Origin of the sequence: Halobacterium bonnevillei, from assembly GCF_009831555.1 — an archaeon.
Lineage (GTDB): Archaea > Halobacteriota > Halobacteria > Halobacteriales > Halobacteriaceae > Halobacterium > Halobacterium bonnevillei.
Map to the genome: position 1 here is coordinate 12,281 of NZ_WUUU01000004.1, position 22,599 is coordinate 34,879.

The 22,599-nt window shown below is 64.8% G+C and carries 26 protein-coding genes; 13 read left to right on the forward strand and 13 right to left on the reverse strand.

Annotation, left to right across the window (positions count from 1 at the left end):
* Nucleotides 1-107: 107 nt before the first annotated feature.
* The 5 genes from GRX66_RS01480 (at nucleotide 108) to GRX66_RS01500 (ending at nucleotide 5,044) form a co-directional block, all read left to right on the forward strand.
* Nucleotides 108-305, forward strand: coding sequence for a hypothetical protein (locus tag GRX66_RS01480; protein ID WP_159524930.1), 198 nt, complete (start codon nucleotides 108-110; stop codon nucleotides 303-305).
* Between the two features lie 3 nt (nucleotides 306-308).
* Nucleotides 309-1,694: a phenylacetate--CoA ligase family protein gene (locus tag GRX66_RS01485; RefSeq protein ID WP_159524931.1), complete on the forward strand. Its 1,386-nt coding sequence runs from the start codon at nucleotides 309-311 to the stop codon at nucleotides 1,692-1,694.
* A gap of 171 nt (nucleotides 1,695-1,865) precedes the next feature.
* Nucleotides 1,866-3,050, forward strand: coding sequence for a substrate-binding domain-containing protein (locus tag GRX66_RS01490; RefSeq protein WP_159524932.1), 1,185 nt, complete (start codon nucleotides 1,866-1,868; stop codon nucleotides 3,048-3,050).
* Nucleotides 3,051-3,167: 117 nt separating this feature from the next.
* The gene (locus tag GRX66_RS01495) at nucleotides 3,168-4,028 is read left to right on the forward strand and encodes a branched-chain amino acid ABC transporter permease (RefSeq protein ID WP_159524933.1); all 861 of its coding nucleotides are present in this window, start codon (nucleotides 3,168-3,170) and stop codon (nucleotides 4,026-4,028) included.
* A complete protein-coding gene (locus GRX66_RS01500) occupies nucleotides 4,025-5,044 on the forward strand; it encodes a branched-chain amino acid ABC transporter permease (RefSeq protein ID WP_159524934.1) in 1,020 nt (339 codons plus the stop codon). Before GRX66_RS01495 ends, GRX66_RS01500 begins: the two co-directional genes overlap by 4 nt.
* A 126-nt stretch (nucleotides 5,045-5,170) precedes the next feature.
* Here the strand turns inward: GRX66_RS01500 and GRX66_RS01505 are convergent, their stop codons facing one another.
* Nucleotides 5,171-5,863, reverse strand: coding sequence for an ABC transporter ATP-binding protein (locus GRX66_RS01505; protein ID WP_159524935.1), 693 nt, complete (start codon nucleotides 5,861-5,863; stop codon nucleotides 5,171-5,173).
* The gene (locus GRX66_RS01510; protein WP_159524936.1) at nucleotides 5,860-6,585 is read right to left on the reverse strand and encodes an ABC transporter ATP-binding protein; all 726 of its coding nucleotides are present in this window, start codon (nucleotides 6,583-6,585) and stop codon (nucleotides 5,860-5,862) included. The genes GRX66_RS01505 and GRX66_RS01510 overlap by 4 nt, the downstream gene beginning before the upstream one ends.
* 105 nt (nucleotides 6,586-6,690) lie before the next feature.
* Here GRX66_RS01510 and GRX66_RS01515 point away from each other — a divergent pair, with 105 nt between their 5' ends.
* Together GRX66_RS01515 and GRX66_RS01520 are read left to right on the forward strand one after the other, a co-directional pair.
* Nucleotides 6,691-7,542, forward strand: coding sequence for an acyl-CoA thioesterase (locus GRX66_RS01515; protein ID WP_159524937.1), 852 nt, complete (start codon nucleotides 6,691-6,693; stop codon nucleotides 7,540-7,542).
* A gap of 71 nt (nucleotides 7,543-7,613) precedes the next feature.
* Nucleotides 7,614-8,432, forward strand: a complete 819-nt coding sequence (locus GRX66_RS01520; protein ID WP_159524938.1) for an enoyl-CoA hydratase/isomerase family protein — start codon at nucleotides 7,614-7,616, stop codon at nucleotides 8,430-8,432.
* A 70-nt stretch (nucleotides 8,433-8,502) separates the two neighbouring features.
* On the opposite strand, the gene GRX66_RS01525 is transcribed toward GRX66_RS01520, so the two are convergent.
* The 8 genes from GRX66_RS01525 to GRX66_RS01560 all read right to left on the reverse strand — a co-directional run bounded on the left by GRX66_RS01525 (nucleotide 8,503) and on the right by GRX66_RS01560 (nucleotide 13,076).
* Nucleotides 8,503-8,787 carry a 2Fe-2S iron-sulfur cluster-binding protein gene (locus GRX66_RS01525; RefSeq protein WP_159524939.1) on the reverse strand — a complete coding sequence of 95 codons (285 nt, stop codon included), beginning with the start codon at nucleotides 8,785-8,787 and terminating at the stop codon, nucleotides 8,503-8,505.
* A gap of 2 nt (nucleotides 8,788-8,789) precedes the next feature.
* A complete protein-coding gene (locus GRX66_RS01530; RefSeq protein WP_159524940.1) occupies nucleotides 8,790-9,272 on the reverse strand; it encodes a GNAT family N-acetyltransferase in 483 nt (160 codons plus the stop codon).
* Between the two features lie 273 nt (nucleotides 9,273-9,545).
* Nucleotides 9,546-9,734 (reverse strand): PaaD-like zinc ribbon domain-containing protein, encoded by a 189-nt coding sequence (locus GRX66_RS01535; RefSeq protein ID WP_159524941.1) that lies wholly within the window; start codon nucleotides 9,732-9,734, stop codon nucleotides 9,546-9,548.
* Nucleotides 9,731-10,492 carry a Phenylacetic acid catabolic protein gene (locus tag GRX66_RS01540; protein ID WP_159524942.1) on the reverse strand — a complete coding sequence of 254 codons (762 nt, stop codon included), beginning with the start codon at nucleotides 10,490-10,492 and terminating at the stop codon, nucleotides 9,731-9,733. The genes GRX66_RS01535 and GRX66_RS01540 overlap by 4 nt, the downstream gene beginning before the upstream one ends.
* Complete coding sequence (locus tag GRX66_RS01545) at nucleotides 10,489-10,701, reverse strand: phenylacetic acid degradation PaaB family protein (protein WP_159524943.1); 213 nt, start codon at nucleotides 10,699-10,701, stop codon at nucleotides 10,489-10,491. Before GRX66_RS01545 ends, GRX66_RS01540 begins: the two co-directional genes overlap by 4 nt.
* A complete protein-coding gene (locus GRX66_RS01550; protein WP_159524944.1) occupies nucleotides 10,698-11,069 on the reverse strand; it encodes a metal-sulfur cluster assembly factor in 372 nt (123 codons plus the stop codon). The genes GRX66_RS01545 and GRX66_RS01550 overlap by 4 nt, the downstream gene beginning before the upstream one ends.
* Nucleotides 11,070-11,182: 113 nt before the next feature.
* Nucleotides 11,183-12,124: a Phenylacetic acid catabolic protein gene (locus GRX66_RS01555; protein ID WP_201292878.1), complete on the reverse strand. Its 942-nt coding sequence runs from the start codon at nucleotides 12,122-12,124 to the stop codon at nucleotides 11,183-11,185.
* A 178-nt stretch (nucleotides 12,125-12,302) separates the two neighbouring features.
* Nucleotides 12,303-13,076 carry an SDR family NAD(P)-dependent oxidoreductase gene (locus GRX66_RS01560; protein WP_159524945.1) on the reverse strand — a complete coding sequence of 258 codons (774 nt, stop codon included), beginning with the start codon at nucleotides 13,074-13,076 and terminating at the stop codon, nucleotides 12,303-12,305.
* A 537-nt stretch (nucleotides 13,077-13,613) separates the two neighbouring features.
* Here GRX66_RS01560 and GRX66_RS01565 point away from each other — a divergent pair.
* The 3 genes from GRX66_RS01565 to GRX66_RS01575 all read left to right on the forward strand — a co-directional run bounded on the left by GRX66_RS01565 (nucleotide 13,614) and on the right by GRX66_RS01575 (nucleotide 15,964).
* On the forward strand, nucleotides 13,614-14,375 hold the full coding sequence (locus GRX66_RS01565) for an IclR family transcriptional regulator (RefSeq protein ID WP_159524946.1): 762 nt from the start codon (nucleotides 13,614-13,616) through the stop codon (nucleotides 14,373-14,375).
* A gap of 63 nt (nucleotides 14,376-14,438) precedes the next feature.
* On the forward strand, nucleotides 14,439-15,569 hold the full coding sequence (locus GRX66_RS01570; protein WP_159524947.1) for an amidohydrolase family protein: 1,131 nt from the start codon (nucleotides 14,439-14,441) through the stop codon (nucleotides 15,567-15,569).
* A gap of 38 nt (nucleotides 15,570-15,607) precedes the next feature.
* Complete coding sequence (locus GRX66_RS01575) at nucleotides 15,608-15,964, forward strand: Rieske (2Fe-2S) protein (RefSeq protein ID WP_159524948.1); 357 nt, start codon at nucleotides 15,608-15,610, stop codon at nucleotides 15,962-15,964.
* A gap of 33 nt (nucleotides 15,965-15,997) precedes the next feature.
* Here the strand turns inward: GRX66_RS01575 and GRX66_RS01580 are convergent, their stop codons facing one another.
* Together GRX66_RS01580 and GRX66_RS01585 are read right to left on the reverse strand one after the other, a co-directional pair.
* Entirely contained in the window at nucleotides 15,998-16,447 is a 450-nt protein-coding gene (locus GRX66_RS01580; protein ID WP_159524949.1) for a MaoC family dehydratase, read from the reverse strand.
* Nucleotides 16,448-17,214: 767 nt separating this feature from the next.
* Nucleotides 17,215-18,147 carry a DMT family transporter gene (locus GRX66_RS01585; RefSeq protein ID WP_159524950.1) on the reverse strand — a complete coding sequence of 311 codons (933 nt, stop codon included), beginning with the start codon at nucleotides 18,145-18,147 and terminating at the stop codon, nucleotides 17,215-17,217.
* A 169-nt stretch (nucleotides 18,148-18,316) separates the two neighbouring features.
* Between GRX66_RS01585 and GRX66_RS01590 the strand changes: the two genes are divergently transcribed.
* Nucleotides 18,317-18,802: an Lrp/AsnC family transcriptional regulator gene (locus GRX66_RS01590; RefSeq protein ID WP_159524951.1), complete on the forward strand. Its 486-nt coding sequence runs from the start codon at nucleotides 18,317-18,319 to the stop codon at nucleotides 18,800-18,802.
* A gap of 18 nt (nucleotides 18,803-18,820) precedes the next feature.
* Here the strand turns inward: GRX66_RS01590 and gatE are convergent, their stop codons facing one another.
* Complete coding sequence (gene gatE, locus GRX66_RS01595) at nucleotides 18,821-20,689, reverse strand: Glu-tRNA(Gln) amidotransferase subunit GatE (protein ID WP_159524952.1); 1,869 nt, start codon at nucleotides 20,687-20,689, stop codon at nucleotides 18,821-18,823.
* Nucleotides 20,690-20,906: 217 nt separating this feature from the next.
* Here gatE and GRX66_RS01600 point away from each other — a divergent pair, with 217 nt between their 5' ends.
* Entirely contained in the window at nucleotides 20,907-21,485 is a 579-nt protein-coding gene (locus tag GRX66_RS01600) for a hypothetical protein (protein WP_159524953.1), read from the forward strand.
* 98 nt (nucleotides 21,486-21,583) lie between these two features.
* Complete coding sequence (locus GRX66_RS01605; RefSeq protein ID WP_159524954.1) at nucleotides 21,584-22,543, forward strand: hypothetical protein; 960 nt, start codon at nucleotides 21,584-21,586, stop codon at nucleotides 22,541-22,543.
* The last annotated feature ends 56 nt before the right edge of the window (nucleotides 22,544-22,599 follow it).

Genomic DNA, 22,599 nt, shown 5'->3' on the forward strand with positions numbered 1-22,599 from the left:
CTCCCCCGCCACGGCGCGCTGTTTCACGATTTCTAACATGATGGTTGGCGAAACAATACAGTGGCTATAAAGTTTGGTACTGCGTTACTCGGTACCGACTGACAGCCATGGACGAACAAGAAGTCGTCGAGAAGACGAACGAAGTGCGTGAACTGCTCGCGGAACTCCGCGACGAGTGCGACATCCCCTCGATCGCACACTCCGCCCACCAGGCCGACGTGTACTGCCACGGTATCCTGTGGGAACTCGGCGCGGAGGACGCGACGACACCGGAACTGTCCCCCGACCCCCACGGGGAGGAGTAACCGATGCGCGACACCCATCGGCCGCTGTACAACGAGCGGGCCCGCAAGAGCAAGCACTGGAACGAGTACATGGAGACGATGCCGCGGGCGGAACTCGACGCGTTGCACCTCCGGCGCATCAAGCGGAACGTCGAGTACGCATACGAGAACATCCCGTTCTACCGCGACCTGTTCGACTCCGCGAACGTGAAGCCGTCGGACATCCAGTCACTGGAGGACTTCAACACGAAGGTCCCGATTCTCGACAAGCCGGACTTCATGGAACTCCAGGAAGAAAGCGAGAACTCCCCGTTCGCCGGGCGGGACCCCGCCGGCTCCGAACACCACCTCTACCGGTTCCAGACCAGCGGCACGACCGGCACCCCGCTCCAGGAGGCGATGTCGTTCCCCCTGACGATGAAGATGGGCGAGTGCTGGACCTACGGGTTCTGGAACTGCGGGATGCGGCCCGACGACCGGTTCTACTTCGCGTTCCCGTTCGGCACCTTCGCCGGCTTCTGGAGCGCGTACTGGGGCGTCAGGCGTCTCGGTGGGGTGGTCCGGAGCGGCGCCGGCCTGTCGACCGAGGAACGAATCAACGATATCGTGGACTTCGATCCGGACGTCGTCGTGATGACGCCGACGTACGCGACTCACATGCTCGAGCGAGCGGAGGAGATGGGCGTGGACCTCTCGGACACGAGCGTCCGGTTCACGGCGCACGCGGGGGAGAAGGGCCCGCACGTCGAGTCCATCCGGAACCGGATTTCCGAGGGCTGGGGCGCGGATGTCTTCGACCTCTACGGGCAGTCCGAATCGCCGTTCCTCGGCCCGACGATGGACACGGACTCGGGCGGCGTCCACCCCTGTGAGCCGTACTTCTACTCGACGGTCATCGACCCCGACACGGAGGAGGTCCTCGAGGAGAACGGGCAGCGCGGCGAACACGTGATTACGACGCACATCCCCGGGGCGCCGGGGCTCACGCTCCGGTACCGCACCCACGACATCGTCGAGGTGTACGAGGACCCCTCGGAGGTGTTCGACACGGACATCACCTGGAAGTTCTTCAAGGGCGGCGTGCTGGACCGAACGGACAACATGCTCTCCGTGCGGGGGACGAACGTCTACCCGCGTGCGCTCGAAGAAATCGTGACCGGCGTGCCCGACACGTCGAACCACTACGAGATTCACGTCAGCCGCGAGCGCGGCAACGACCAGGTGGAGATCCGCATCGAGGCGGACCCGTCCGTCGACCAGTCGGCGTACGGTGACCTCGCGGGACAGATCCAGCAGGAGGTCAGGGACGCCGTCGGTGTGACGGTGGCGGTGAACGTGCTCGAACCGTCGGAACTGCCGCGGTACGAACTCAAAGCCCGGCGCTTCTACGACCACCGGGAAACCGGGTAATCGGTCCGAGCACGTGCCCGGACCAGTCACGTCCGTTACAAATCACTGCCGCGAATCAATTGTTCCTCTGCGCCGTGCCGTAAATTGAGCGCGCAAATACGTACGCTAGATTGGAGGGGTGGCACCAACAGGTATAAATAAACTTAGTATAATTATGCACCGTGCCAACACATGCACAGGCGCTCATTCCTTAAAGCTAGCGGCAGTGGCGCAGCACTCGGCCTCCTGGCCGGCTGTATCGGCGGCGACGACGGCTCGTCGGGACCGATAACGATTGCTGCACTCGAACCGATCTCCGGACCGTTCTCTGCGTGGGGGCAGGTTCACCGAGCGGGGCTCAGGTTCGCGCTCGACGAGGTCAACGAGGACGGCGGCGTCCTCGACCGCGACCTCGAACTCGACGTGACCGACACCGGCGCCGATCCCGGAGAGGCCGACTCCGCGTTCCGCCGGTCGGTCGAACAGGAGAACGCGGTCGTCACGACCGGCGCCGTCTCCTCCGACGTCGGCATCCGGGTCGGCCAGACGGCCGAAGAACTGGAAGTCCCACACTTCCTGCACATGTCCGGGGCGGACGAGGTCATCTCAGAATCCACCAGGCACGTGTTCCGCGTCGGACTCCTCCCCGCGTCCTCGTACATCCGAGCGCAGGCGAGCGCGTTCGAAGCGGCCGACTACTCGCAGGTCGGCGCCATCGTCGGCGACTACGCGTGGGGCCAGTCCGCCCGCAGCGCGATCAACGAATTCTTCGACGCCGACGTCAACGTCGAGGTCGCGCCAGTGGGCGCGGACGACTTCAAGTCCTACATCCGCCAGATGCCCGACGACCTGGAGATGATGATCGCCAGCGGTCATCCGCCGGGGTCGGCGACCATCGCGAACCAGCTGTTCGAACTGGACTACGCCCCGGACGTCGTCACCGGCGCGAGCACGCCGCCGCAGTTGCTGTCCAACGTGCTGAGCGACGACGCGCTCAACGCGTACACTCACGTGCACCAGTCGGACCCGTACACGGATGCGTTCGCCGAGACAGCGAGCGCGTTCGCCGACTCGGAGGGCGCACAGTTCAACACGCACACCGCGTACGGCTACATGACTGGGAAGCTCATCGCGGCGGCCATCGAAGAGGCCGGCGAGGCGGACCCGACGTCTCTGGCCGACACGGTGCGGGACATGGAGTTCGACACGCTGTCCGCCGCGCCGCTGCAGTACTCCGAGACCGGGGAACTCGACAACGCCGTCGTCGCGTACAGTAACCTGGTGAAGGAGTCGCCGTCGTACTACTCCGACGGCAACTACAGCTACGAGGAGCTCTTCCGGTCCGACCCGGTGCCGGCCCGCCAGCCAGGCGAGTAACGAACCCCGGAGAGCCGTTCACTGAATTTCCACTCAGACGCTCATCAGTTCGACCACAGTTCGACGCGATGACCCAAAACATATACAACTCCTGGCACGCATCGTCGGTACAAGCTTATGGTTGCCATTGACACGCTAATCGCAGTCGCGGTGGACGGCTTGGCGTTCGGCGTCTTCCTCGCCCTGCTCGGCGTCGGGATCACACTCGTGTACGGGCTCGGAGACGTCCTCAACCTCGCGATCGGGGCGTTCTCCGTGCTCGCGGTCATCTTCACGACCGCGCTGATCGAGCAAGGATTCGGCCTGGTAGTGGCGATGGTCGCCGGCTTGCTCGGCGTCGCCCTGCTCGGGCTGGCCGTCGACAGGACACTGCTCTCGCTGGTCTACCGCTCCGAGGGCGAGGAACGAATCCTCCTCGGCATCTTCACGACGCTGGGGTTGACCATCTTCATCGACGGCACCATGACCAACTTCTACCCCTCCCGGTACAACCTCCCGGTCGACACCGGCGTGTTCAGTCTCGGCGGCGTCGGCGTCACCGGCGGCTCGTTGGTCATCATCGCCGTCGGCCTCGTCGCCATCGGCGTCGTGTTCGCGTTCCTGCGCGGGACGTTCATCGGGAAGGCGACGCGGACAGTCTTCCAGGACGAGCGCGGCGCGAGACTGGTCGGCGTGAACCCCCGCGGCATCCGGACGCTCATCTTCGTGCTGTCCGTCACCGTCGCGGGGCTGGCCGGCCTCGTGTTCGCAATCGGGTCGAACGTCTCCGTGGCATCGGGCTTCGAGTTCACGGTGCTGGCGCTCATCGTCTCCATCGTCGGCGGCGTGCGTAGTCTGACTGGTGCGGTCGCCGCGGGCGTCTTCCTCGGCGTCGTCAACGAGTTCGCGAACTTCTTCGTCGGGTCGTACGTCGCGACCATCATCCTGTTCGGGACCGCAATCGTTGTCCTCGTCGCGAAACCCGAGGTGATCTCATGAACTGGCTCCCGGGGAACAGCGCGCGGGACCTCACGGTCCTCGGCCTCCTGCTCGTCGTCGCCCCGTTGCCCGTTCTCGGCAGCACGTACTACGAGGGCGTGCTGGCGCACTTCGTCATCTTCGCGATGCTCGCGGTCGCGCTCAACATCGTGTTCGGCGAGACCGACCAGCTGTTCCTGTTCATGGGCGGGCTGGCAGGCATCGGCGCGTACGGGACGGCGCTGCTCACCGACTGGCTCGGCGTGACGGCCTGGCTGACGCTGCCGGTCGCCGCACTCTTCGCGGGACTCGTCGGCCTCTCCGTGAGCTGGATTTCCGCGAAACGGAAGTTCACGGTCGTGCTAATCTCGATTCTCACCCTGAACCTCCAGTTCGTCATCTCGGAGGTGCTGGTCGGCGCTCGCGAGTACACCGGCGGGTCGACCGGGTTCTCCTACCAGTACTTCTCGATGGACGCCATCGCCGAGACCGTCGGCGTCAACGAGACGCTCGTGCTCTACTACCTGATGGTCCTGCTGTTGCTCGCGCTACTGGTCGGGTACATCGCGCTCGTCCACTCGCGGTACGGCGTCGCGTTCAACGCCATCCGGCAGGACGAACTCGCGGCCGCTTCCATCGGCGTCGACGTCGTCCACTACAAGGTGTTCGCCGGCTTCCTGAGCGCGTTCACCTTCGGCGTCATCGGGGCGTTCTACGCGCTCGAGGCGGGCTACGTGCTTCCGAGCGCGTTCTCGTTCCAGACCGTCGACGTGCTCGTGCTCATCATCCTCATCGTCGGCGGGCTCCGGACGACGCTCGGCCCCGTCGTCGGCGCGGGCATCATCGTCGCCATCGAGGAGATGCTCGGGTCGACGTTCACGAACTGGCGGACGGCCATCTTCGGCGCGCTGCTGATCATCATCTTCCTGTACTTCCGCAGCGGCGTCATCCCCGCCGTCGATAGTCTCCGCTCCGGCCGGTTCGGCCGCCGCTTCGGAGGGGCTGAGGAAGAACCCGAGGACGAACCCGCGGACTAGCCACCGGACGCCCCTCGCACCGACTTCGTTCGCTACGGCCGACGTCACGACGTTCTTCTCTGGACCCGTCTTTCGGCACGCTGTTCGTCCAGTGGACCTTGCGGAGAAGACGCAGCGACGCGGCGGCTACAGGTAGGCGTCCTCGATGTGCTGAGACTCCAGCAGCCCCTGCCCCGTGTCCTGGGCGACGAATTCGCCGTTCTCCAGCAAGTAAGCGGTCTCGGCCAGCGAGAGCGCCTTGTTGACGTGCTGTTCGATGAGCAGGATTGTCACGTCCTCGCTGATCGCCTCGATCTTCTCGAACATCCGGTCGGTGATCTGTGGCGCCAGCCCCTCGGACGGTTCGTCCAGCGCGAGGATCTTCGGTTCGGCCATCAGTCCGCGGCCGATGGCCAGCATCTGCTGTTCGCCGCCGGACAGCGAGCCAGCCGTCTGGGAGCTGCGCTCGTCGAGAATCGGGAAGAGGTCGTACACCTCCTGCATGTTCGACTCCATGTTCTCGCGGCGCTTGTACGCGCCCATCTCGAGGTTCTCCTCGACGGTCATCTCGTTGAAGAGGTTGCGCTCCTCGGAGACGTGCACGAACCCCATGTCGACGACGTCAGACGGCTGCAGGCTCTCGATGTCCTCACCCCACAGCGTCAGTTCGCCGTCGTCGATGGGCTGGATGCCCGACAGCACGCGCAGCAGCGTCGACTTGCCCGCGCCGTTCGGGCCGACGATGGCGACGACGCCCTCCTCCTCGGAGACCGAGAAGGAGAGGTCCCACAGCACCTGGATGCCGCCGTAGGACGTGTCGATGTCCGTGGCTTCGATCATGCCGAATCACCCAGGTAGGCCTCGATGACGGTCTCGTTGTTCCTGATCTCCTGTGGGGTGTTCTCGGCGATCTTCTGCCCGCTGTGCAGTACGACGATCCTGTCGGCGACGCCCATGATTGCGTCCATGATGTGTTCGATCCAGAAGACGGAGATGCCGCGCTCGTCGCGAATCCGCTCGATGCTCTCGGTCAACCCCTCGATCTCGCCGGGCGTGAGTCCGCTGGCGATCTCGTCGAGGAGGACGAGCTGGGGGTCGGCCGCCAGCGCGCGCGCCAACTCGAGTTGCTTCTGCTGAGCGATGGGTAGCGCGCCCGCCTCGACGTCCGCCTGGTCCGCGAGGCCGATGAACTCCAGGGCATCCCGGGCCTTTTCGCGGGCTTCCGAGCGAGACAGGGACTCGGAGGACCCGAAGAGCGCGCCCGCGGTGGCGTTCTCCAGGACTGACATCTCCTCGAACACGCGCACGATCTGGAACGTCCGGATGACGCCGAGCTTCGCGATCTCGTGTGTCTCCCGCTGGACCAGATTATCGCCGTTGAATTCGATGACCGCTCCGTCCTCGGGGTCCAGGATGCCCGTGATCGTGTTGAACAGCGTGGTCTTGCCTGCGCCGTTCGGGCCGATGAGCCCGACGATCTCTTCGTCGCCGATCTCGAGGTCGACGTTGTCGACTGCGACGAGGCCGCCGAACTCCTTCGTGACTCCATCCACGTTGAGCATTCTTACTGTGGTATTACGTTACGTGGTTATAAATCCTGTCTGCCGTTCGCCCTCGAAACTGGCACCTATCGCAAGAGATTTGCCGACACCGAGTTACTGATTCCCATGGCGGAACTCCTGCGGCACAAGGTGCGGTTCGGCGAGCTGTCGTTCAGTCCGTTCGTGCACAACGCCGCGTTCTTCGACATCCTGATCCGGGCGACCGAGGAGCTCTCCTACGAACTGGACTACGCGGTCGAGGAGATCGTCGACGCGGGCGGCGTTCCGTACGCACCGGTCGCGATTCAAGCTGACTTCCAGCGCTACCCGCGGTACGAGGACACCATCGTCGTCGATGCCGACCCGGTGTCCGTCGGCGAGACGAACGTCCAGTTCGAGTACTCGTTTCGCCGCGCGGCCGACGACTACGAGTTCGGCACCGCGACGATGGTCCAGGTGACGATTACGCCCGACGGCGTCGCGGAGACGATAACGCCGGAACTCCGGGACAGAATCCAGTCGTTCGGGTCGGTGGACCGAGGGCCGGTGGCCATCGCTCCCCGCGAACCGAACGGACCCGGGCGCCGCTTCACGCACGACGTCACGTTCCGGACGCCGCACATCGAGGCTGCGGGACTCGGGTACTTCGAGGACTACGCCCGAGAGTTCTCGGTCTGCCTCGAACAGTTCCTCGAAGCGAACGGCCGGTCCCTGCGCTCGCTCACCGGCGACACGTACCCGTTCGTCCCCGTCGGCTGGACCTGCACGCTGGAAGACTCCATCCGGTTCGAGGACGACATCACCACCGTCGCCCAGGTGCTGGACGTCGCCGACGACGAGGCCACGATTGCCTACGAGATGCGGCGCGAGTCGACCGACGACGTCTGCATCCAGGCCGACTTCACGTACGGCTGCTTCGACGAGGTCGGCGACCGGGTCGAGTTCGACCCCGCAGCACTGGAGCCACTGACGGCGTGAGTGCGCCAATCCGACTGTGCGGACGCCCCTACCCAGTGATTATAATAGGCGGTAGGCGCATCTGAGAGACGATGTCAGACACAGAGTTCGACACCATCGAGTGGCACTTCGACGAGGACAGCGGCATCGGCTCCGTGACCCTGGACCGCCCGGACGCGATGAACGCCATCGACGAGACGATGCAGCGCGAGGTCATCGAAGCGTTCGACCGCTTCGCGGAACTCGACGACGAGGCCGACGGCGTTGCCGTCAGCGCCGTCGTCATGGACGCGGCCGGCGACAAAGCGTTCAGCAGCGGCCTCGACCTCGGGGAGATGCAGGGCCTTGACGACCACGACGAGAAGAAGATGATCCCGGACCTGTTCTCCGACGCGACCGACGCCATCGAGTCCTACGAGGCGCCCGTCGTCGCGAAAGTCGACGGCCTCTGTCTCGGCGGCGGCTTCGAGTTCGCCATCGCCTGCGACTTCCGGTACGTCAGCGAGGACAGCACGTTCGGCCAGCCGGAGGTCAACTTCGGCCTGCTCCCGGGCGGCGGCGCCGCTCAGCGCCTCTCGACGATTATCGGCGTGAGCCAGGCGAAAGAGCTCTGCATGACCGGCAAACACATCAGCGCCGAGGAGGCCCTGGAGTACGGCGCCGTGAACGAAGTCCACCCCGGCGAGGAACTCGACGACGCCGTCGACGAGTTCGTGAACACGCTCGCGGAGAAGCCGCCGCTGGCGCTGCGCGCCATCAAGGACGCCTCCAACATGACCCGCCAGGTCGGCTACGAGGAAGCCATCGAGTACGGCGGCCACATCTGGGTGACGATGTCCCAGACGGACGACCACGCGGAAGGCATGGAAGCGTTCGCGGAGGACCGCGAACCCGAATTCCACGGCAGATAACAACTCTCGAACGAATCAGAACCCGACTCTCCACCTGGGATCGCTGCTCCGGGGGCTGCGACCGCCCGGATTACGGACTGGAGTTCGTCACGAGTTCCAGGTCCGAGCGCGGTTTCCCGATGCACGTCAGCACGTAGCCCTCCTCTTGCTCCGAGTCGGAGAGGAACATGCCCTGCGTCTGGTCGACCTCGCCGTCCTCCTCGCGTTTCGCACAGCAGACGCCACAGATGCCGCGGCGACACCGGTACGGGAGGTCCAGCCCCATCTCCTCGCCGACGTCGAGGATGGAACGGTGCTCGGGCACTTCGAGTTCAACGTCTTCGTTGACGAATTTCACGGTGTACGTCTCCACCATCGTCAGACCTCGCCCTCGAAGGTCTCTTTGACCGGCTCGAGTCCGAGCTCCCGGAGGGCGCCCTCGGACTCCTCGTCGCCCTCGACGACGTCGACGCGGTAGAACTCCACGCCGCGCGGGTCGTCGCGCATCCAGTCCTCGGCGCTGTCGAGCAACGCCTCCCCGACTCCCTCACCGCGGGCGTGCTCGCGGACGTAGAGCCCGTGGATTTCGGCGTGGCGACCCAGCTGGAAGATGGGGTGCTCGCCGACGACGCGGATCTCGAGGACGCCGACGTGTTCGCCGTCGTCGTTCTCTGCGAGCAGAACGGTGCTGTACTTCGAGTCGACGAGCTGGTTCTCGAAGTAGGACAACCAGTGCTCGTCGGCGCCCTCCCTCGCCCGGTACCGTTCGTTGAACTCCGCGAGGTGCCCGGTGAACGCGTACCAGAGGTCGAGAATCTCCTCCCCGTCCTCGACCGTCGCCTCTCGTACAGTGACTGGCATGTACTCCGGACTGTGACGTGCAGAGGTCTTAAAACCAATCGGTGGGCGCGGGCTCGTCCGGTCCCCGTCGGTGCTTCAGAGACGCGACGCTGGGTGCTTCCGAGGAGCGGAGTTGGGATGACCCGAGAAGCAGAGCTAAGCGCTCCCGTGAAGCGAAGCTGGCCGCCCGTTGGCGCCGTCCGGGCGTGCTGCGGTCACTCTCTTTTCCGCTGGCGCCAAGACGAACCGTGATTCCGCTCTCGCCGCCGCTGTCGGGCGGTCTGAACGTCCCTGCTAGCGACCGGTGTCCGGGCGGTCCGGTTCGCCCCACTTGATGCGCTCGAATGGGGTCTCGCAGTCGTTGCAGTAGTACTGGCTCTTCGAGATCTCGGGGCCGAACGCGTGGTCCTTCTCGACGTCCGTCGACCCGCAGAACGGACACGAGACCTCGACGTCCTGTTCGCCACTGTTCTGGGGCGTCATTCTGCAGCGAACTCCGTGTTCTTGGAGCCGCGGATGGTCTCGAGGACGTCCGGTTCGATGCTCCCGGCGGCGACGCGGCGTCGCTCCTCGTTCCAGGACTCCAGGGGAACCTCGGTCGTGTCGGGGACGTCGACGTCCGTCCCCTCCACGATTCCCGCGAGGTAGTCGAGGAACGCGTCCCTGAGTTCCGCGACCGAGCGGTCGGTGAACCCGGAGGCGTACAGCGGGTCGGTGTCCTCGTCGTACGCTGCCGGACCGATGAACGCCAGGACGTCGTCCAGCGAGTCCTCGAGCGCCGCCTGGAACGCCGCGGGATTCGCGGCCGCGAGCTGCTCGAGCCAGCCGTCGTGGAAGTCAGTGTGGGAGTACTCCTCTTCGGCCATCTTGTCCGTGAGGCCCGTGAAGTCCTCGTGGTCGATGGCGTCCAGCAACAGCAGGGCGGCGCGGTCCGTCAGTCCGAACTTGACCTCGAACTCCGTCCAGTCCGCGGCCGGTCCGTCGGTCGTCGCCGCGTTGTAGAAGTTCCCGGTGTCGCGCTCGGAGCGCAGCCAGTCCTCGTCGCGGCCCTGCCGGTCCAGTTGGAGGTAGAACTGCCGCACCTGCCCGTACTCGTCCTGGGTCATGCTGAACAGCGCGATGTTGTCCCCCATGTTCGGGCCGAGGAACGCCTGGTCGGCGTACCAGTGCGACAGCATGAGCTTGGTGTCCGCCAGCGACTGCACGAAGTCGACCGCCTCGGGCGACCAGTCGTCGCTCATACCAGCTCACCCGCCTCGACGCGTTCGTCGCGACCGGCGTCGACTCGGACGAGGTCCTCCCGGCGGACCAGCACCATCGTCGCCCAGTCCTCCTCGTCGTAGGTGGTTTTCGCGTAGTTCTTCGCCAGTTTGTCGGCCGGCGCCTCGACACTACCGATGTGCTTGAGGTCGTCGCCGGCGCTGATTCGAGTGAACACTTCGTAGTTCATATTGCAGTCCCTGATGCCATTAGTTTCTCCTGGACGTCCTCGTCGAGGCGGTCCTTCGACCAGACCGGGTCCCAGACGACGTCGATGGAGACCGATTCGACTCCGTCGAGGTCCAGCAGACAGTCCTCGACGTCGTCCTGGATCATCTGGTAGGCCGGACACCCCATGCAGGGGTACGTCATCTCGACGGTGACCGCGCCATTCTCCTCGAAGACGTCGTAGACCATCCCCATCTCTACGATGCTGACGGGGATGTGTGGGTCCTCGACGTGCTCGTCGATCTGTTTCACGAGGCGGCGCTCGAACTCGGAGACGCCCTCCAGGGAGTCGACGTCCGCACTCGTGACTCGTACGTCTGATGCACTCATCTCGGTGTAGTTGCTGGTACTGTCGTCATGTGTTTAGTTCTTCGTCCGCCTGCGGCATTCGTCTGGATGCGACATCGGGTCAGTGGTGTCCGGACGCAGCGTCGTATCAGCGGTCACGTCGCCCCCTGGTACGGGCCGCCGCCCTGGATCATCTCGATGAACTGGTCTCGCGCGGGGCCGCCTTCCCGCCAGCGGTCCATCACGTCGTCCCACGAGACCGGGTCGTCGTAGTGCCACTTTGCCTCCTCCGCGTCGTAGGCGACCGGCCAGTCGAACTCGAGGACGTACTCTTCGGCGCCCTCGTCGTAGTGGGCGGGGACGTCGATGTCGTTCTCCTCGCACAGGGGCACGATCTCGTCCAGCCAGTCCTGGCGGAGTTCGTCGTTAGTCTTCCCCTTAATGCGGTACTCGAACTGCTCGGTGTGCGTCTTCAGGTCGTCCGGGAGCCCGAACACTTCCAGCCACAGCGGGAACATCCAGTACGCCGCCTCCTGGAGTCGCTGCTTGGTCGTCTCGCTCTTCGAGGCGAGTCGGCGGAACCACGTGCGGCCGTGCCGGATGTGGAACTGTTCTTCCTTCTCGACTTTCACGAGCGCGCGCTTCCAGGGCGCGTACGACGTGTTCTCGTGGATGTCCGAGAGCAGGGTGAGACCGGCCTGGTCGCCGAACGCGTGGAACACGGTCTGCTCGGCGAAGTCGTCGAGGTACACCTCGAACGCGTAGCCGGAGCGCCACTCGTAGGGCTCGCGCTCGTAGATGAGTTCGTCGATGTCCTCGCCGAGGTTCCGCAGGAGCCGATGCGAGATGTAGGCGTGGCCGACCTCGTCCTGGATGGTCGAGAGTTCGGCGTTCCGCGCGTCCAGGCTCGGGGCGTTCACCGCCTGCCGGAACAGCGCCGGCGCGCTCATCAGTTCGATGTCCGCGTTCACCAGCAGCGGCATCTTGACGGCTTCCTTGTACCCCTCGGTCATCTCGTCGACCGATTCGATCATCCGCCCGTTCTGGATCTGTCGCTTTAGTTTCTCCTCGTCGTCTGGCGGGGTGGTTGCTGCCATCGTGTTAGATACTGTCGTGCACGTACATAAAAATGTCCCTGAGGGGGGTTGACGGGGGTCTGGCGGCGTCGCTACGGGTGGTGCGCTGGCGCTGGCGTACCGCTCGGTACCCGGGTCGGTGTCGCGTCCGCCGGTCAGTTCACTGCGGCCAAGCGTACGCGCGAAACTCGGCGCCCACTCACCGCCGGATGTACCCGCCGTCCACGTGCACGACTTCCCCAGTCACCCACGCGGAGACGTCGCTGGCGAGGAACGCGACCACGTTCGCGACGTCCTCCGGTTCGCCGATGCGTTTCAGCGCGTACGACTCCGCGATGGTCTCCTCGTGCTTCCGGACCCACTCCTCGACGGCGGGCGTCCGAACTGTCCCCGGGGAGACGCAGTTGACGCGGACGCCGTCGCTCCCCACTTCCTTAGCGAGGGTCTTCGTGAACGAGACGTTCGCCGCTTTCGCCGCCCCGTAGACCGAGAGGCCGGGGTCGTTGCCCGTGTACGACCCGCTGGCGAAGTTGACGACGACGCCGTCTTCGCGCTCGCGCATCGACGGCAACACCGCGTGGGTGCAGTTCAACGTCCCGTACAGCGCGACGCCGATCCAGGTGTCCCAGTCGTCCGGGTCGGTCTCGGCGAACGGCTGGTTGTTCGCGATACCGGCGTTGTTCACCAGGACGTCGATGGGGCCGAGCTCCTCGGTTACTGTCTCGACCATCCGACTGGCGTCGTCGTACGACCGCACGTCCGTCTCGACGCCGATGGCGTCGACGTCGTACTCGGCTTCGAGTGCCTCCGCGTTGGCTTCGGCGCCCTCGACGTCCACGTCCGCGAGCGCGACGTCCGCGCCGAGGGCCGCGACGGTCTGGCCGATGGCCGTGCCGATTCCGCCAGCCCCGCCGGTGACGCAGACGACCCGGCCGTCGAAGCTGAACTGGTCTCTGATGTTGGGTTGACCCATCTCGACTACGACGAGACGCCAGACTCAGTTATATCTGGCCCCGCTGGCCGTGAACGCCCCGAGATTGACGTCGCACTTCTGGAGTTCTCAATTACACCACCGCCCGAGCTTCCCCCTCAATGGCTGTTCTCGTAGGTCGAACAGCCGGAGCACTTCGTCAGAGATACTCGGACGAGTTACGCTCTGTTTATGAACGGTCGCCGCGGTTCCCACGCAGTACACGCCGCCAGGGTTGGTATCGAGTAACAGGGTCGTGAAACAACCATATCTATTACGTCTATACATGTGTAATGGACAGGGGCGAACTGACTCGAACGTCAGAGTTATTCGGACGCATATGCCGTCATCGTTCCGTGACGCGGACTGGCGACTCCCGGGTCGTCGCAGTCAGGAATACTCGATTTCCGACCGTTCGACCGCCAATCCGTGGACGCCCGTGGGTCGGGGCGGCGCGGTGTTCGGCTTCGTGGAGCGGCACCGCCGTTCGCCGTCAGATAAACCCATACTATTTATAGAGAGTGCCCCACGTGTTCGCGTATGGGGAGTCAAACCACACCACTGAAAACCGTCCTCCGGGCGTTCGAGATCCTCGAACTCCTGGAGCGGGAACGGGAAGCGGGGCCGTCCGAGGTGGCCGACCACCTCGAGGTCACCAGGGCCACCGCCCACGACTACCTCACGACCCTCGAGACAGCGGGCTACCTCGTGAACGACGACGGCCGGTACCGCATCGGCTACCGCTTGCTCGGCCTCGGGAGTCGCGTCAAGTACCGCGACTCGTTCTTCAACGCTGCGCGCGCGCCGCTCCGGAAGCTGTCCGCGGACACCGGCGAACTCTCCCACATCGGCATCGAGGAGGCCGGTGAGTACGTTCTGCTCCACCACGAGGGCGATGTCTCCACGGTCGACATGGGAACGTACCCGGGACTGCGCTTCCCGCTGCACGCCCACGCGGCCGGAAAGGTCATCGTGGCGCACATGTCCGACGACCACGTGGAGGAGTTACTCCGGACGAAGGGGCTCGAACAGATCACGGACTTCACCATCACTGACGAACGCGAGTTCCTCGACGAGCTCGACCGAATCGTCGAGAACGGCTACGCTGCGGACAGCGACGAACTGAACCTCGGCGTCGGCCTCATCGCCGCCCCCGTCGTCGTCGACGGCGACCCGATCGGTTCGATATCCATCGCGTGCCCGAGCGGGCGGTTCCAGAACGCGGACTACCGCGACCGCATCGTCCAGCGGGTCGCGGAAGCCGCGGACGAGATCTCGATCAACTACCGCTACAGCATGTAGGGCCAGTACCAATCTGTCCCAACCGGGGAAACACTTAGGACGGACAACCGACGACATTGTGGCATGGCCTCACAGGACGTCGACCCGCAGCGCGAAGTACCCGCGGACGCGTTCGACGAACGCATCATCGACCTCGACTTCCACATGAATCCGCCCGAGGAGACACTGATTCAGTACGTCGAGGACGACGTCGCTCGCGAGAAGTTCGAGAACGTCGAGTACGGGATGGCCCACCGGAAGGCGAAGTGGGACGCCGCCTGGGCGATCCCCGGCGGCAACGAGGGACTGTTCACGCAGGGCCGCGCCGAGGTGGCATCCGACGTGAAACTCGCCGCCGAGAAGTTCGCAATCGACGACCCGATCGTCAACGTCGGTATCAACAACGCTCCCACCCAGCACAACCCCGTCCAGAAGAACGCCATCGCGCAGGCGGCCAACGACTTCGCGCTCGACCGGATCGTCCCCGAGGACCTCCACTGCCTCATGATGGTCCCGCAGTGGGACGTCGACTACGCGGTCGAGGAGATCCACCGCGTCGCCGACGAGGACGGCATCGTCGGCGCCTATGGCTGGTTCGGTCCGTTCGACCTGTTCGGCGACACGAAGTTCGATCCGCTGTTCGAGGCGCTCGTGGAACACGACCTGCCGCTGGTGCTCCACGGCTCGCTGTCCTTCTGGCCCCAGGACACCCCCTACGGGGACGGCATGCTCACGTGGACCGAGATTCTCGGCTTCGACTGGCCCATACACGCCATGCTCACCACCGTGAACGCCATCATGTCCGGCGTCTTCGACAAGTTCCCCGAACTGGACATCGTCATCGAGGAGGGCGGTCACTGGTGGGTGCCGTTCGTCAAGTACCGCATGGACGAGTTCTACGAGATGCACCCGGGCGACATCAAGATGCATCCCCGGCTGCACGAGATGGGGCAGGAACGCCTGCAGCGCACGCCCAGCGAGTACCTCCGGGAGAACGTCTACGTGACCACCCAGCCGATGGCGCCGCCGGAGCGCTCGACGGACTTCGAGGCGATGCTCGACCTGTCGATGGCCGAGGACATGTTCCTGTACTCCAGCGACTGGCCACACCAGACGCTGGACCCCGCGACGTGGGCGTTCACCAACCGCGCGTTCGACGAGGACCTCCGCGCCGCGGTCCTCCACGAGAACGCCGAAGAACTGTTCGGAATCTAACGAGAATGAGAACGCATGACTAACGAGACTGAGAACGCATGACCGAAGACTACACGCGCGTGGCCGCTGCGGACGAACTCGAACCGGGCAACGGAATGGGCGTCGTCGTCGACGGCATCGAGGTCGCGCTGTTCAACGTGGACGGCGAGTTCCACGCCATGAGCAACCGCTGTCCGCACCAGCGCGCGCCCCTCTGCAAGGTCGGCGAGAAGAAGATCAACGGCGAGAAGTGCTGGAACGAGAACCGCGGCGGGTTCACCGACCAGCCAGCAGTGACGTGCCCCTGGCACCTCTGGGAGATCGGCCTCGAGACCGGCGAACACGAGGCCTCCGGGAAGAAGATCGGCGTCTTCGACGTGAAAGTCGAGGACGGCGACGTGCTCGTGGCTATCTAAGGAGCGGCCGCCTGCCGGGCGCGGCCTGACGCGTCAGCCGTCCCGCCGGGCGAGAATGTTCGTGGCGGTCCAGGAGATGACCGCGTCTCCGTCCTCGTTTTCGCCGACTGTCCGGTTCTTGATGTATCCGCGGTCGTCCCGGCTCTCGGACGGACGCGTCCCAACGATCTCGTTGGACACGTAGACGGTGTCGCCCGGCCGAACGGGCTGGTGCCACTGCAGGCTGTCCATGCCGGTAGCGCCCATGCTGGCGGCGTCCGCGAAGAAGCCGTCCACGAGCAGGCGCATGCAGGAGACAGCCGTGTGCCAGCCGCTCGCGATGAGTCCGCCGTAGAAGGAGTCTTCGGCGGCCTCGGGGTCGACGTGGAACGGCTGCGGGTCGTACTTCTCGGCGAACTCGATGATCTCCGCCTCGCTCAGCGTGAAACTGCCGAACTCCCTGACGTCTCCTTCCGATACGTCTTCGAAGTAGGTGGTCGCCATGCCGGTCCAGTCTCGCGGAATCCGCAAGTAGATTCCGGAACCCACGGTCACTTGCCCCGCGACCACGCCCGCTCGAACGCTGCGTACAAAATATATCAGAACACAAGCTCGTTCCGAGAATTATTAATTTTAGTATGTTAATACTCGGCGTGTGGGCCGTTCGTTTGTGGGTCGACCGTAGAACTCTCGACTCAGAGAGACACCCGGCCAAGTGTTCCGACGAATAGTGTGGGTTACTGTCTCGGAAGTAGGCGGCCGCCCCAAAATCTGGCAACCCTCCGGCCTGCTCGTGCCCATCGGCGGTTCTGCAAGCCAATCGAGTCCCTGGCCGTTGCCGTGGAACCGCATCTTCTGAAACCACGGATAGTGGCTCTGCATCGAGGATTAATTGCTCCTCTCTGCTGTACCGCGGGACTGCCGTCGACTGTCGATACACCGCCGAATCGCCTCGATCTCGAAGTAGTTGTCTGTTCGCAGTTGTCTAACTGTTTGTTCGCTGTTGTCTAACTGTCTGTTCGCTGTTGTCGTCGCACACCGATTCCGGAGACAGCCGACAACTACCGGAAAATTTACTATTCTATACTTCTGGTACGTATTCAGTCAGCACACGTCCGAGGTCGGCAATCACGGCCTTCGGATTGGATCACCACTGCCGGCCCTGGACAGCAGTGGCTGGCGAACAAACGGGGCGACGGCAAAATCGAATCGGCGCGAGTAGCCGGGTGCTGCTCGGTGGACCGTTGAGAGAACGCGGAATCGTCGGTGCGCTAGTGCGACCGGACGGCGTCGGCGGTGTCGATGGCGACAGCGGACAGGACGTCGCGCTTCAGGAGCGCGAACCCGAGGAAGATGGCAGCGAACCCCGCGACGGCCTGCGAGTCGACGACCTGCCCGAGCAGCAGCCACGCCATCATCGCGGCGACGACTGGCTCGAGGTACCCGACCAGGTTGAGCTCCGTCGCGCCGATGCGCCCCAGGAGCTCGAAGTACAGCAGGAACCCGATGCAGCCGGCGACGAGCGTGAGGTAGAGGAGGCTCGCGATGGCGGGCAGCGTCCACTCGACGCCGACGAGGGATTCGCCGCGGGCACCGGCGCCGACCCAGAGGACGGCGGAACCGATGAGCATCGCCCAGCCTTCCATCGTCTCGATGGGGAGGTCGGTGTCCAGCGGGCGAGCGAGCACAGCGCCGAGTGCGAACGCGAGCGCGCCGCCGAAGACGAGCGCGACGCCGAGCAGGTCAGTAGAGCCGCTGCCCGGCGACGCGACGATGACGACGCCGGCGAACCCGGCGAACAGCCCCAGGCCCTCCACGAGGTCGATGTCGCTGTCGAGGAGGACAGTGGCGAGCCCTGCTGTCAGCACTGGCGTGAGGCTGACGACGATTGCGGCGACGGCCCCGGAGACGCGGAGTTCGCCGAGGTACAGGAGGCCGTGGTAGACCGCGATGACGAGGACGCCAGCGACGCTGGCGGCGAGCCATTCGTGTTTGCTCCGTGGCCGCCAGCGGTCCGTCGCGATACTCGCGTACGCGAGGATGATGACCCCCGCTGCGGTGTACCGCATGGCGGCGAAGGAGAGCGCTGGAATGCTGTGCAGCCCGATTTCGATGGCCGGGAACGACGTCCCCCAGATGGCCGCGAGTGCGAGAAACATCACGGTCGCGGGAGAAACGCCCAACCCGTGGCGTCGGTAGCTCATGTAGACACGAATAGCCGAGCATATATTAGAGTTTTCTTTAAAGACTGGAGAGGATATAGAAATAGTGGCAATATAGGGGCGGATGGTTGGGGTTCCGGACAAGCTCGCCGCTGGTGGCCGTGCCGCGACTCCCACAGGCTTATCGTGGCCCCTGTCGATGCCGGACGTGATGGACGAACGCGACGTACGCCTCCTGAAAGCCATCTCCGACCTCGGCACCGGCAGTCCCGAAGAACTGCACGAGGAGACCGACATCCCGGTGTCGACCATCCACTACCGGCTGAACAACCTCCGCGACGAGGGCGTCGTGGTCAACGACCTCTACGACCTCGACCTCGACGAACTCGGCCTCGGCGTGACCGTCGTGCTGGAAGTCCTCACGAGCTACGAGGGCAGCTACGAGGACGTCGGCGAGAAGATCAGCGCCATCGAGGGCGTCACGCAGGCGTTCTTCACGATGGGGGAGACCGACTTCATGGTCGTCGCGCGCCTCCCGCACTCCGACGACGTCGAACGCCTCATCTCGGACTTCGAAGCCATCCCGGAGGTCGACCGCACGAACTCGACGTTCGTCGTCGCGCGCCAGAAGGACACCACGCGCCCGCTCCAGAGTTACAGTATCGACACGCTGCTCGAAGAACTCTCCGAGGAGTGAGTTGCAGGCCGGGTGCGTTCAGGCGCGCTTCTGAATCTCTTCACGCAGCACTTCGCTGACCAGGTCGCCGTCCGCCTTCCCGCGGAGCGCGCCCATGCACTCGCCCATCAGCGCGGAGAACGCGCCCATGCCCTCCGCTTCGACCTGGTCGCTGTTCCGTTCGACCACGTCGACGACGGCCGCTCGGACCTCGTCCTCGGCTGCGGAACCGAGACCGAGTTCGTCGGCGAGGTCGTCCGCCTCCCTGTCGGGTTGCTCCGAGAGCGCCGCGAGCAACTCCGGGACGCCCTCCTGAGCGAGGTCGCCGTCAGCCACGAGGCCGAACACGCCACGGACGTGGTCGTCGGTGAGTTCGTCGACCGGCACGTCGTCGCGGCGCAGTTCGGTGACCGTCGACTCCAGGGTCTGCGCCGCGAGCGTGGCGTCGACGCCCGCCTCGACCTGTTCCTCGAACAGCGGCCAGCGCCGGCCGAAGGCCACCTGTTCCGCGAGGCCGGCGTCCAGGCCGTACTGGGCCTGATAGCGCTCGACCTTCTCGGTGAGCAGCTCGGGGGTCTCGACCTCCGCGGGGTCGGGGTCGACGGGCGGCACGTCGGTCTCGGGGTACATGCGCGCGGCGCCCGGAAGCGGGCGGAGGTATTCGCTCGTCCCGTCGTCGTTCGCGCCCCGCGTCTCCTCCGGGACGCCCTCGATTGCGGTCTCCGCGCGCTCCGCGACGGCTTCGATGGCGCCCGTCGCCACGCTCGGGCTGTCCGCGACGAGTGCGACGGCGTCCTCGTCGCCCGCACCAACGGCGTCTCGGAGCGCTTCGACCTCGTCCTCTGTGATGCCGTACGCGGGGAGTTCGTCGGTGTGGAAGATGCCGCCCGCGCCGTGGCGCTTCGCGTGGTCGGAGAACTCCGTGCCGAGGCGGCGGTCCGGCTGAAGTTCGCGGCCGACGAGGCCGTCGAACCCGTACAGGGGAACCGCGTAGACGACGCCGTCGGATTCCAGTGCGCCCCGGATGACGCCCGAGCCGGTGCCCTCGAACACTTCGGTGACGTTCTGGGTGTCACCGACGCTCGCGTCGCGCGCGCTGAGTTCTTCGGCGACGTCGACGAGTTCGACCTGCCGGCGGACCTCCTCGCGCACCAGGTCGTCGATGTCGTCGAGGCTCTGGACGCCCTTCATCTCGACGCGCGCGCCGTCCGCGATGGAGACGTTGACGTCCTGGCGGATCGTCCCGAGACCGCGCTTGACCTTCCCCGTCGAGCGCAGCAACATCCCGATCGTTTCTGCGGCTTCGAGCGCCTGCTCGGGGGTGGAGATGTCGGGCTTGGTACCGATCTCGACCAGCGGGATTCCCAGACGGTCCAGCGAGAACTGGACGCCGCCCTCGCGCTCCTCGACGCGCTGGGCGGACTCCTCCTCGAGCATCACGTCCTCGATGCCCACCGCGCCATCGCTGGTCTCGATTTCGCCGTTGTGTGCGATCAGCGTCGAGCGCTGGAATCCCGACGTGTTCGACCCGTCGATGACGACCTTCCGCATGACGTGCGCGCGGTCGACGACGTCCATGTCCAGGAGTTGTGCGATTTCGAGGGTCGTCGCCAGCGCCTCGTCGTCCAGGCGGTGGGGTGGCTCGTCGTCCTCCTCGACGAGACACGTGGAGTCGTACGCGAGGTACTCGAATTCGCGTTCGACCCTGCTCTCCTCGAGGGCCGCTTCGTCTATCTCCCCGAGTTCCGACCGCGTCGGGTGGAGGTACCGCGTGAACGCGCGCTCGGCGTCCTCGGGGTCCCGGAGTCTCGTCGGGCACTCGCAGAACAGTTTCGTCGCCGTGTCCAGTTGCTGGTGGATCTCCAGCCCGGCGACGAGCCCCAGTTCGTCGTAGTCGAACTCGCTCATTACGTCGTGGTGTGGGGCCGAGTGATAAAAAACCGTTCAGTCCGGTCGGCCAAGCCAACGCGACCAACCGGACCGACCCGGCACCTGTGACCGGACCTGGCCGACACGGGTCCTGGACGGGGAAGGGTCGTATCTGTGGCCACCCGTTTGTTTCCGTAGCCCGGAATGTCACGAAATCCGATGCGTTTTTGGCACGTCGCTAACCACTCCGACACACATGTCAGCGGATGTCGGGTCAGTGCAGGAGACGAGTAGTACCAGTCTATTGAGCAGCGTGCGCCCGATCGGGGGGAGCATCTACGGCATCATCTCGTGGGCCGTCGGGTTCGTCGCTGTCGGCGCAGTCTTCCTCGACCGCGTCGAGGACGGCGCACTGGACTTCGGGCAGGAGAGCACCGAGTTCATCGTGGACTTCTTCGCGTGGGTGTTCTACGGCGCCCACACCGTCGACCTGGAGGTGACGGGCGGCGGAGCGACCGAAACCTGGAGCCTCTTCGAGCAGTTCCTCATCCAGGACACGGTGGTATTCCACGTGATTCCGGCCGGCCTGCTGTTCGTGTCGGGGTACATCGTCGCGATGCGGGTCCCGCGCACCCTGGGCTCCGTCGAGGGCGGAATAGCCGGCGCGAGCGTCGCCGTCGGGTACGCCGTCCTGACCTTCGTCGGTGTCAGCTACTTCACCCACACCGTCGGCGGCTTGACGTACGCTCCGCCGATGGTGGATGCGATGCTGTACATGGGTGTCGGGTACCCCGTGCTGTTCGGGGGGCTGGGCGGATTCCTCCAGGGTATGTAAGGGAAGTATTATTTTCTGTCGTCGCCCCCTCTATCAACGTGCTCCAATATTGAAAATTCCCCTAGGTTTTTATCCTCGATTTGTGACGGGATTCGTGTATGAGTGGGAAGGGCGAAGTACCGGAGTACAGTCGACAGGACCTCCGGAAGTCGACGCGATTCGTGGAGGGCGACTACAAGGGAATCAACCCGCGGGAGTTCTACCGGCGGCTCAAACGCCGCCTGGAGGAGGTACAGACGGCAAACGACTTCAAGTACGAGACGCGCGGGGTCCAGGACCGCGACCTCCAGATCAAAAGCGAGCAGGTCGGCGAGAAGACCGGCCGCGTCGACGGCCGGCTCGCGGCGGAATCCGACTGGGAGTTCATCGGGAACGGGAGCCTCGAATACCGTCCGTACGGTCCGCACGGTGCACTCGGCATCCTGGTCGGCGTACTGGTGACACTCGCTGGGGGCCTCTCGAACGAGATGGCCATCGCGGGCGTCGGCATTCTCGGCGTCCTCGTCGGCGGGTACTACTACTTCCAGACCGACACGCACGGGTTCCCGGTCGTCAGGAAGGACGCCATCCGCGTGCTCATCACCGGTGAAGTAAGCGAACGCACCATCGAGGACGACGACGAACGTCGGACTGACATCTTCGCGAACATGAGTGTCATCTACGCCGGTGACACGTTCGTGAACGTCTACTCGGACAACCTCGACGAACTGCCGTGGACGTTCCGCGAGGAACTCCTCCGGCAGGTCAAACGCTGGCACAACAAGATCGTCGTCCAGGACCAGCGCCTCGAAGTCAACGACGGGTTCCTCGCGCACCTGTCGTCGTGGTCGAACCGGAGCCTCGAGGGCGACCGCCAGACCCTCGAGTCCATCCAGCAGGCGCTGAACGAATCCTTCGATGTTCGACTCGAGTACACGGACGAACTCCTCGAACAGCTGCCGTCCGACGTCCAGGACGAACTCAGCGAGCAGCAGGACGCGCTCCGCGGCGAACTCGAGGACCTCGCAGAGGAGATGGACGTCTACGTCGAACGCGAAGGACTCGAACAGACCGCGTAACGCGAGCGGACCCCCTCTTGTGCGGTTTTATTGATCGCGTCGTAGCTGCTGCCAGT